Annotated in this window: 6 protein-coding genes and 1 pseudogene; 4 read left to right on the top strand and 3 right to left on the bottom strand. The window is 72.9% G+C overall.

The genetic code is table 11. The features are described 5' to 3' along the window. Positions 1-1,683, bottom strand: a 1,683-nt coding sequence (locus tag ACTUAL_RS14480) for a nitrate- and nitrite sensing domain-containing protein (RefSeq protein ID WP_440900607.1), incomplete at its 3' end; no start/stop codon positions are given. A gap of 341 nt (positions 1,684-2,024) precedes the next feature. Here ACTUAL_RS14480 and ACTUAL_RS14475 point away from each other — a divergent pair. Continuing rightward, on the top strand, positions 2,025-2,444 hold the full coding sequence (locus ACTUAL_RS14475; protein WP_096496064.1) for a DUF485 domain-containing protein: 420 nt from the start codon (positions 2,025-2,027) through the stop codon (positions 2,442-2,444). Continuing rightward, positions 2,444-4,021 (top strand): solute symporter family protein, encoded by a 1,578-nt coding sequence (locus tag ACTUAL_RS14470; protein ID WP_096496065.1) that lies wholly within the window; start codon positions 2,444-2,446, stop codon positions 4,019-4,021. Before ACTUAL_RS14475 ends, ACTUAL_RS14470 begins: the two co-directional genes overlap by 1 nt. An 84-nt stretch (positions 4,022-4,105) precedes the next feature. On the opposite strand, the pseudogene ACTUAL_RS14465 reads toward ACTUAL_RS14470, so the two are convergent. Both ACTUAL_RS14465 and ACTUAL_RS14460 read right to left on the bottom strand, forming a co-directional pair. Next, positions 4,106-4,960: pseudogene (locus ACTUAL_RS14465) on the bottom strand (hypothetical protein); the annotation flags it as partial. Continuing rightward, positions 4,957-5,244 (bottom strand): hypothetical protein, encoded by a 288-nt coding sequence (locus ACTUAL_RS14460; RefSeq protein WP_440900606.1) that lies wholly within the window; start codon positions 5,242-5,244, stop codon positions 4,957-4,959. The gene ACTUAL_RS14460 and the pseudogene ACTUAL_RS14465, both read right to left, overlap by 4 nt. A 38-nt stretch (positions 5,245-5,282) precedes the next feature. Here ACTUAL_RS14460 and ACTUAL_RS14455 point away from each other — a divergent pair, with 38 nt between their 5' ends. Both ACTUAL_RS14455 and ACTUAL_RS14450 read left to right on the top strand, forming a co-directional pair. Further along, a complete protein-coding gene (locus tag ACTUAL_RS14455; protein ID WP_440900605.1) occupies positions 5,283-6,890 on the top strand; it encodes a DUF885 domain-containing protein in 1,608 nt (535 codons plus the stop codon). Between the two features lie 141 nt (positions 6,891-7,031). After that, a complete protein-coding gene (locus ACTUAL_RS14450; RefSeq protein ID WP_440900604.1) occupies positions 7,032-8,003 on the top strand; it encodes a quinone oxidoreductase family protein in 972 nt (323 codons plus the stop codon). Positions 8,004-8,016 lie beyond the last annotated feature (13 nt).

The raw sequence follows: 8,016 nt of genomic DNA, 5'->3' as shown, positions 1-8,016 counted from the left end.
GCCGCCACCCGGTCGGGGCCGACCGCTGACGATCACCTGGGTGCCGGGCGGGGAGAACGCGGTGGCGTTGTCGAGCAGCTCCGCGACGAGCCGGACCAGGTCGCCCGCCGCGTAGCCGACCACGTCGACCGGCGGGACGGTCTGCACCATCACCCGGTGGTACTGCTCGATCTCGGACCCGGCGGCGCGCAGCACGTCGGCCAGCGGCACCGGCCGGGTGAACCGGCGGGCCACGTCGCTGCCGGAGAGCACCATCAGGTTCTCGTTGTTGCGGCGCATCCGGGTCGCCAGGTTGTCCAGCTTGAACAGGTTCGCCAGCTGGTCCGGGTTCTCCTCCTGGCGCTCCATCTCCTCCATGAGCTTGAGCTGGCGCTCGACCAGGCCCTGGCTGCGGCGGGAGAGGTTGATGAACGCGTTGCGCATCCCGGCGCGCAGCTCGGCCTGCTCGGCGGCGGAGCTGACGGCCTGGCTGTGCACGGCGTCGAACGCGCGGGCCAGCTGGCCGAACTCCTCGGTGGTGTGCACCGGCACCGGCTCGATCCCGGTGCGCACGCCGCCCTCGCGCAGCTGGGTGACCAGCTCGGGCAGGCGGTTGTTCGCGACGTCGAGGGCGGCCACCCGCAGGGTGCGCAGCGAGCGCAGCAGGTAGCTGCCGACGACGAAGCCGATGGCGCCCGCGGAGAACAGCGAGGCGAGCAGGATGACCGAGGCCACGCCCGCGCGGTTGCTGGTGGAGTCCTGGAGCCTGGCGGAGGCGCGCAGCAGCTCGCCGCCGAGGCGGGACATGACGACCTCGATGCGCGACAGGGTCGAGCTGGAGGCGGTGTTCCAGTCCTTGACCGGCACCTGGGTGCGCACGGTGCCGGGGTCGGTGCGCACGCCCTGGAGCAGCCGGTTGCGGGTGTCCACCTCGGGGCCCGCGACGGTGCTGCGGAAGTCGGCCTGCTGGTCGGCGGTGGCCACCGCGGTGAACTCGGCGACCTTGTCCTGGAAGCGGGTCCAGGACTGCTCCAGCATGGTCTTCTCGGTGTCCAGCAGGCCCCGGCGGCTCACGCCCGCGAGGACGGTGGCCTGCTGCCAGGAGACCTGCTCGCCGGTCATGGCCAGGTTGTGCAGGGCGTTCGCGGTTCCGGTGAGGGAGGCGTCGCCGAAGTCGCCGACCATGGCCTGGTCGAAGTCGGTGAGGGAGCGGATGACCACCGAGTAGGCGCCGATGCCGCCCGCGAGGTCGACGCCGCCGCTGGAGACCCGGTCGCGCAGCTGCGGCAGGCCGTCCAGCTGGACGAGCGCGTCGCGGTAGCGGGCCTCGGCGACGGGGCCGAGCGTGGGGGTGTTGCGGACCAGGTCGCGCACGGCGTTGGCGGCGCGGTCGGTCTCGTTGGTGACGGCGTCGAAGTTGCGCTTGTCCACGCCCGCGCCCTCGGCGCGCTGGGCGGACAGCGCCCGCTCGTCCTGGACGCTCGCGACCAGCGGGGTCAGCCCCGCGCGCAGCGACACCAGGCGCTGCATGTTCGCGTAGCCGTCGGCGGCGCGCACGTCGGTCCCGATCTGCGTCAGGCCCGAGCCGAGCGCGACGAGCACGGGTACCGCGAGGACGGCGGCCAGCTTGACCGGCAGCCGCCAATTCCGCCAGTCGGCGACGGCGGTCCGCCATTGCCTGCGCGTGCTGTTGTCGCCAGTCACCAAGCAGCCCCGGAGTTTCTTAAGGTCGATTCACCGCACAGCCAAAACCACACCGGCCTTTACGGCAGGCGGGGAAGGCTGCTGCGAGATAGTAGGTCGTGAACGCCCGAACGACAACGACCAGTCGTCCTGATCTCAACCGTTCGGCGGATCACACTATGTGAGAAATTTTCGAGAAACCCCGTTTACGCGGGTCGGAAGCCGCAGGTGTTAACAGATACGACACGCGCGGCGACACTCCGCACAGGCCGTTGGACAGCTGACCGGACGCGGTTACGCTGAGCGCCCGCAGCCGCCGTGCAGCCGCACGGGCCCGTGCCGCGAATCCGCGTGGAGGATTGATGACCAAGGCGTTTCCGCCACCGGTGGAATCCCGGTACCAGCGGGCGGACGCGCGGGGATTCGCCACTTTCGACGATCCCGCACCCGCTCTGCTCGTCGACGAGGACGGCAATCCGGATTACGTCGCGATTCAGCAGAGCGAGGATTTCCGGGAACTGCGCAGGCGCACCGCTCTGTTCGTCGTGCCCGCCATCCTGGGATTCCTCGCGTGGTACCTCGCGTACGTGGGCCTGTCCGCGTTCGCGCCCGACTTCATGGCCACCAGGGTGTTCGGCGTGGTCAACGTCGGCCTGCTGCTCGGACTGCTCCAGTTCGTCACCACCATCGCCCTGACCTTGGGCTACTCCCGATACGCCAGGCTCCGGCTGGACCCCAGGGTCGCCGCGGTCCGCGAGCTGACCGACGAGGACGGCATCTGATGGGCGCCAACACGGCGGTCAACCTGGGCGTGTTCGGCGTCTTCGTGCTGATCACGCTGTTCGTGGTGTACCGGGCGGGCGCCCGGAACGCGAGCGCGTCCGACTACTACGCCGCCGGGAGCAGCTTCACCGGCTCGCAGAACGGCGTCGCGCTCTCCGGCGACTTCCTTTCCGCCGCGTCCTTCCTGGGCATTTCCGGGAGCATCGCGGTGAACGGGTACGACGGGTTCCTGTACTCCATCGGCTGGGTCGTGTCCTGGTTGGTGGGGCTCATGCTCATCGCCGAGCGGCTGCGCAACACCGGCCGGTTCACCCTCGGGGACGTGCTGGCGTTCCGGATGCGCCAGCGGCCCGTCCGCGCGGCCACCGCCAACGTGACCCTCGTCATCTCGCTCTTCTACATGATCGCGCAGATGGCGGGCGCGGGCGCGCTCGTCTCGCTGCTGCTGGACGTGCAGAACGAGGCCGGGCAGGCGCTGGTCATCGCGGTCGTGGGCGTCGTCATGGTGCTGTACGTGCTGGTCGGCGGCATGAAGGGCACGACCTGGGTGCAGATCATCAAGGGCGTCCTGCTGCTGCTGTGCGTGACCATGCTGACGGTGTTCCTGCTCGGCAAGTTCGGCTTCAGCCTGTCGGCGCTGCTGGAGACCGCGAGCAGGCGCTCGCCGCTGGGCGACGAGGTGCTGGCGCCCGGCGCGCGCTACGGCGGCTCCGCGATCGCGCACCTGGACTTCATCTCGCTGGCGCTGGCGCTGGTGCTGGGCACCGCGAGCCTGCCGCACGTGCTGATGCGCTTCTACACCGTGCCGAACGCCCGCGAGGCGCGGCGCTCGGTGGTGTGGGCGACCTCGCTGATGGCCACGTTCTACCTGTGCACGCTGGTCATCGGGTTCGGCGCGCTGGCCCTGGTCGGCGAGGACTCGATCAGCAAGGCGCCGGGCGGGGAGAACTCGGCCGCGCCGCTGCTGGCGTTCCACATCGGCGGGACGGTGCTGCTGGGCATCGTGTGCGCGGTGGCGTTCGCGACGATCCTGGCGGTGGTGGCCGGTCTGACCATGACCGCGTCGGCCTCGTTCGCGCACGACGTGTACGCGAACGTCATCAAGCGCGGGCAGGCCGACCCGCGCTCCGAGGTGCGGGTCGCCCGGTTGACCGCCGTGGTGGTCGGCGTGCTGGCGATCGGCGGCGGCATCGTGGCCAACGGGCAGAACGTGGCGTTCCTGGTGGCGCTGGCGTTCGCGCTGGCCGCGTCGGCGAACCTGTCCACGATCGTGTACTCGATGTTCTGGAAGCGGTTCAACACCAACGGCACGCTGTGGGCGCTGTACGGCGGCCTGGGGTCGTGCGTGGTGCTGATCGCGTTCTCCCCCGCGGTGTCCGGGTCGCCGACGGCGATCTTCCCGCACGTGGACTTCCACTGGTTCCCGCTGGACAACCCCGGCCTGGTGTCGATCCCGCTGTCGTTCCTGTGCGGCTGGCTGGGGACGATCCTGTCCAAGGAGGAGGCGGACCCGGCGAAGCAGGCCGAGATGGAGGTCCGGTCGCTGACCGGGATCGGGTCCGGCTTGCAGCCCTGAGGTCCGCCCTGATCGGGTGAACGACCGGTGGCCCGCGCCTGACCGGGGCGCGGGCCACCGGTCGTTCCGGGGGCGGGGGCAGCGGGCCAGCGCGGCCCGGATCGCCGAGGCGAAGCGGAGCGGCGCGCCCGCGTCGGCCTGGCGGAAGCCCAGGGCGGGCTCGACCAGCTCCAGCTCCAGCAGCAGCGGGGCGCCGCCAGGGCCGGGGATCAGGTCGACCCGCGCGTACAGCAGCTCCGAGCGGCGCAGCCCGCAGCGGGCCGTGGCGGCGTCGAGGACGTCCTCGGCGAGGCGGCGGTACGCGGCGGGCGGCGCGGCCGGGCCCAGGCGCTCCAGGAGGTACAGGCCGGTCTCGTCGTAGACCGCGTCCTCGGTGAGCATCGGGCCCTTGGTGAACGCGTGCGAGTACCGGCCCGCGAAGAACACCAGCGCCGTCTCGCCCGCGCTGTCCACCCCGGACTGGTAGGGCTGCACCAGCGCGGGCGCGGCCAGCTCCGCCAGGTGCCGCTCGGCGGTCGCCACGTCGTTCGCGGCGATCCGCAGCGCGCCGCGCGAGCCCGCGCCCACGGTCGGCTTCACCACGAACTCGACGTCGCGCGGCCAGTCGGCGAACCCGGCGGTGGCCAGCGCGGTCGGCACCGCGGCGACCCCGTCCGAGGCCAGCGCGACCAGGTAGGTCTTGTCGATGTTCCAGCGGACCACGTGGGCCGGGTTGGCCAGCGCGGGCGTGGAGTCGACCCAGGACAGGAACGCGTCCAGCTTCTCCGGGTAGTCCCACGGGCTGCGCAGGACCACCAGGTCGGCGGCGGCGCCCTCGTCCGGGCCGTCCCATACCGAGAAGCCCGCGTGCACGCCCAGGTCGGCCAGCGCCTCGACCAGGGGCGCGTCGTCGACGTCGCCGTCGGGCAGCAGCCCGCAGGTGCTGAGGACCACCTTCACCGGCGAGCCATCTTCCTGCGGTGCTCGGGGCCGATCTTCAGCGCCTCGGTGGTCTCGCGGTCCCACTCGGCCGCGTCCAGGTCCGCGACGGCCGCCACGACCTTCTCGGCGGTCTCGACGTCGGGCAGGACCACGTCGCCCATGGCGCCGTCCGCGCCGACCAGCACGACGCGCGCGCCCGCCCGCCCGATGTTCTCCACGACGGCGCGGGACGGCTTGCCGTGGGCCGCCACGAAAGCCGACGCCGCCCGGACGCCTCCAGCGATCTTCTTGTCCTCTGCCACGCACGCCAGGGTAGGTGCTGCGGGTAATTTCCGTGCACGTGACCGAATCCACGACCCACGCGCAGCTCGTCGACGGCTTCCTCCGCTGGCACTTCGACGCGAACCCAGGTTCGGCGGCCATGCTCGGCTCGCTCGACCACGACCGGACGCTCGGCGACTTCACCGCCGAGTCCTTCCTCGCCCAGGAGCGGGAGGCCCTGACCTGGCTCGACCGGTTCAGCGAGGCCACCCCGACCGACCCCGCCGACGCGGTGGACCGGGCGCTGGTGGTGTCGGTGCTGCGCGGGGCGCGCGCCAAGGCCGAGTGGCCGTCGTGGCGGCGCGACCCGTCCGTGTACACCGGCGCGGTGCTGTTCCCGCTGTTCTCGGCGTTCCTGCACCGGCTGCGGCCCGAGGCGGAGCTGGTCGGGTCGGTGCTGGCCAGGCTCGCCGAGGTGCCCTCGGTGCTGGCGGCGTGCCGGGCGAACCTGTCGCCGGAGCTGGCCGCGCCGAAGATCGTGCTGCGGGGCGCGGCGCAGGCCCGCGCCGGGCGGGCGTTCCTGACCGGGACGCTGCCGTCCGAGGTGTCCGACCCGGACCTGCGGGCGCGGGTCGCCGAGGCGGCCGAACCGGCGGCGGCGGCGTTCGACGAGCTGGCGGCGTTCCTGGAGTCGTTCGCGGAGACCGCGCGCGGCGACTGGCGGATGGGCGAGGCGCTGTACTCGCGGCTGCTGACCGAGCAGGAGCTGCTCGGCTACGGGGCCTCGGAGCTGCACGAGCGCGGCCGGTCCGCGTACGCGGAGCTGGAGGCCGAGATGCGGGCGCTGGCCGGGGCCGACGACTGGCACTCGGTGATGCTCGCGCTGCAGGAGGACCACCCGCCGACGCCGGAGGCGATGCGCGCCGAGTACGAGGCGGAGACGCGGCGGGCGCGGGAGTTCCTCGTCGAGCGGGGGCTGGTGACGCTGGCCGACGGCGAGGAGTGCCGGGTGGTGCCCTCCCCCGCGTTCCAGCGGCCGGTGCTGTCGGTGGCCTCGTACATGCAGCCGCCGCCGCTGACCGCCTCGCGGCTCGGGCACTTCTTCGTGCCCACCCCGCCCGAGGCGTTCACCGCCGACCAGGTCGTGCAGCGGCTGCGCACCAACTCGCGGTCGCAGCTGGCCACGATCGCGGTGCACGAGGCGTACCCCGGCCACCACTGGCACCTGTCGTGGCTGGCGGCGCAGGACCGGACCGTGCGCAAGGTGTTCCGGACGCCGTACTTCTCCGAGGGCTGGGCGCTGTACTCGGAGAAGCTGCTGCGCGAGGAGGGGTACTTCACCGAGCGGGCGCAGGAGCTGGCGCACGTGGAGGCGCGGCTGTTCCGGGCGGCGCGGATGGTGGTGGACACGGCGCTGCACTGCGGCGACATGAGCGTGGCGCAGGCCGAGGAGTTCATGGTGACCAAGGCGTCGCTGACGCCGGGCACCGCCGAGGGCGAGGTGACGCGGTACTGCGCGTGGCCGACGCAGGCGCCGTCCTACCTGACCGGCGCGCTGGAGATCGAGCGGATCCGGGGCGAGTACCTGGCCGAGGGGCGCGGGACGCTGCGGGAGTTCCACGACCTGATCGCCGGGTCGGGCGCGCTGCCGCTGGGGTTGGCGCGGCAGGTCGTGCTGGGGCGGTAGTACCGGTGGGTGGGACCGGTGGTCGCGCGGGAACAGCGCGACCGCCGGTCGCGCTGGAGGGCGTGGAGCCGGGTTCGCGCGGCGGGATCGAGCGAGCGCGGTCGTTGCAGGAGCGGTGCTGAGAGCTGAGGAGGTGCGGTAATGCCCAAGGCGGTCCTGGTTCGCGCGCACGGCGGGTCCGACGCGCTGGAGCACGCCGAGGTCGGGCCACTGGAGGCGGGCGCCGGGCAGGTGCTGGTCGACGTGGCCGCGGCGGGGGTCAACTACATCGACACCTACCACCGGTCCGGGTTGTACCCGGTGCCGCTGCCGTTCGGGCTGGGCCAGGAGGGATCGGGCCGGGTGCGGGCGGTCGGCGAGGGCGTCGACGGGGTCGCGGTGGGCGACCGGGTGGCCTGGTACTCGGCGCCGGGCAGCTACGCCGAGCAGGTCGTGCTGCCCGAGGCCTCGGTGGTGCCGGTGCCCGAGGGGGTGTCGGACGAGGTGGCGGCGGCGCTGCTGCTCCAGGGGTTGACCGCGCACTACCTGGTCGCGTCGACCTACCCGGTGCAGGCGGGTGACGCGGTGCTCGTGCACGCGGCGGCGGGCGGGGTCGGGCTGCTGCTGACCCAGCTGGCGAAGGCGCGCGGCGGGCGGGTGATCGCGACGGTGTCCACCGACGCGAAGGCGGAGCTGGCGCGCGGGGCGGGCGCGGACGAGGTGGTCCGGTACGACCGGGAGGACTTCGCCGCGCGGGTGCGCGAGCTGACCGGCGGCGAGGGCGTGGCGGCGGTGTACGACGGCGTCGGGCGCAGCACGTTCGACGGCAGCCTGGCCAGCCTGCGCGTGCGCGGGGTGCTGGCGCTGTACGGCGCGGCGAGCGGCCCGGTGCCGCCGGTGGACCCGCAGCGGCTGAACGCGGCCGGGTCGGTGTTCCTGACCCGGCCGACCCTGGCCGCGCACGTGCTCGACGCCGAGGAGCGCGCGTGGCGGACCGGGGAGCTGTTCGACGCGGTGCTGGGCGGGAAGCTGGACGTGCGGATCGGCGGCCGGTACCCGCTGGCGGACGCGGCTCGGGCGCACGACGACCTGGAGGGGCGCAAGACCACCGGGAAGCTGCTGCTGATCCCGTGACGGGCTGATCCGT

The organism is Actinosynnema sp., assembly GCF_052038725.1.
This window is presented reverse-complemented; position numbering and strand designations above follow the sequence as displayed.

Excerpts from the sequence above, each read along its gene's own strand:
- ACTUAL_RS14475 (WP_096496064.1), top strand. The coding sequence starts at position 2,025 with ATGACCAAGGCGTTTCCGCCACCGGTGGAATCCCGGTACCAGCGGGCG.
- ACTUAL_RS14470 (WP_096496065.1), top strand. The coding sequence starts at position 2,444 with ATGGGCGCCAACACGGCGGTCAACCTGGGCGTGTTCGGCGTCTTCGTG.
- ACTUAL_RS14450 (WP_440900604.1), top strand. The coding sequence starts at position 7,032 with ATGCCCAAGGCGGTCCTGGTTCGCGCGCACGGCGGGTCCGACGCGCTG.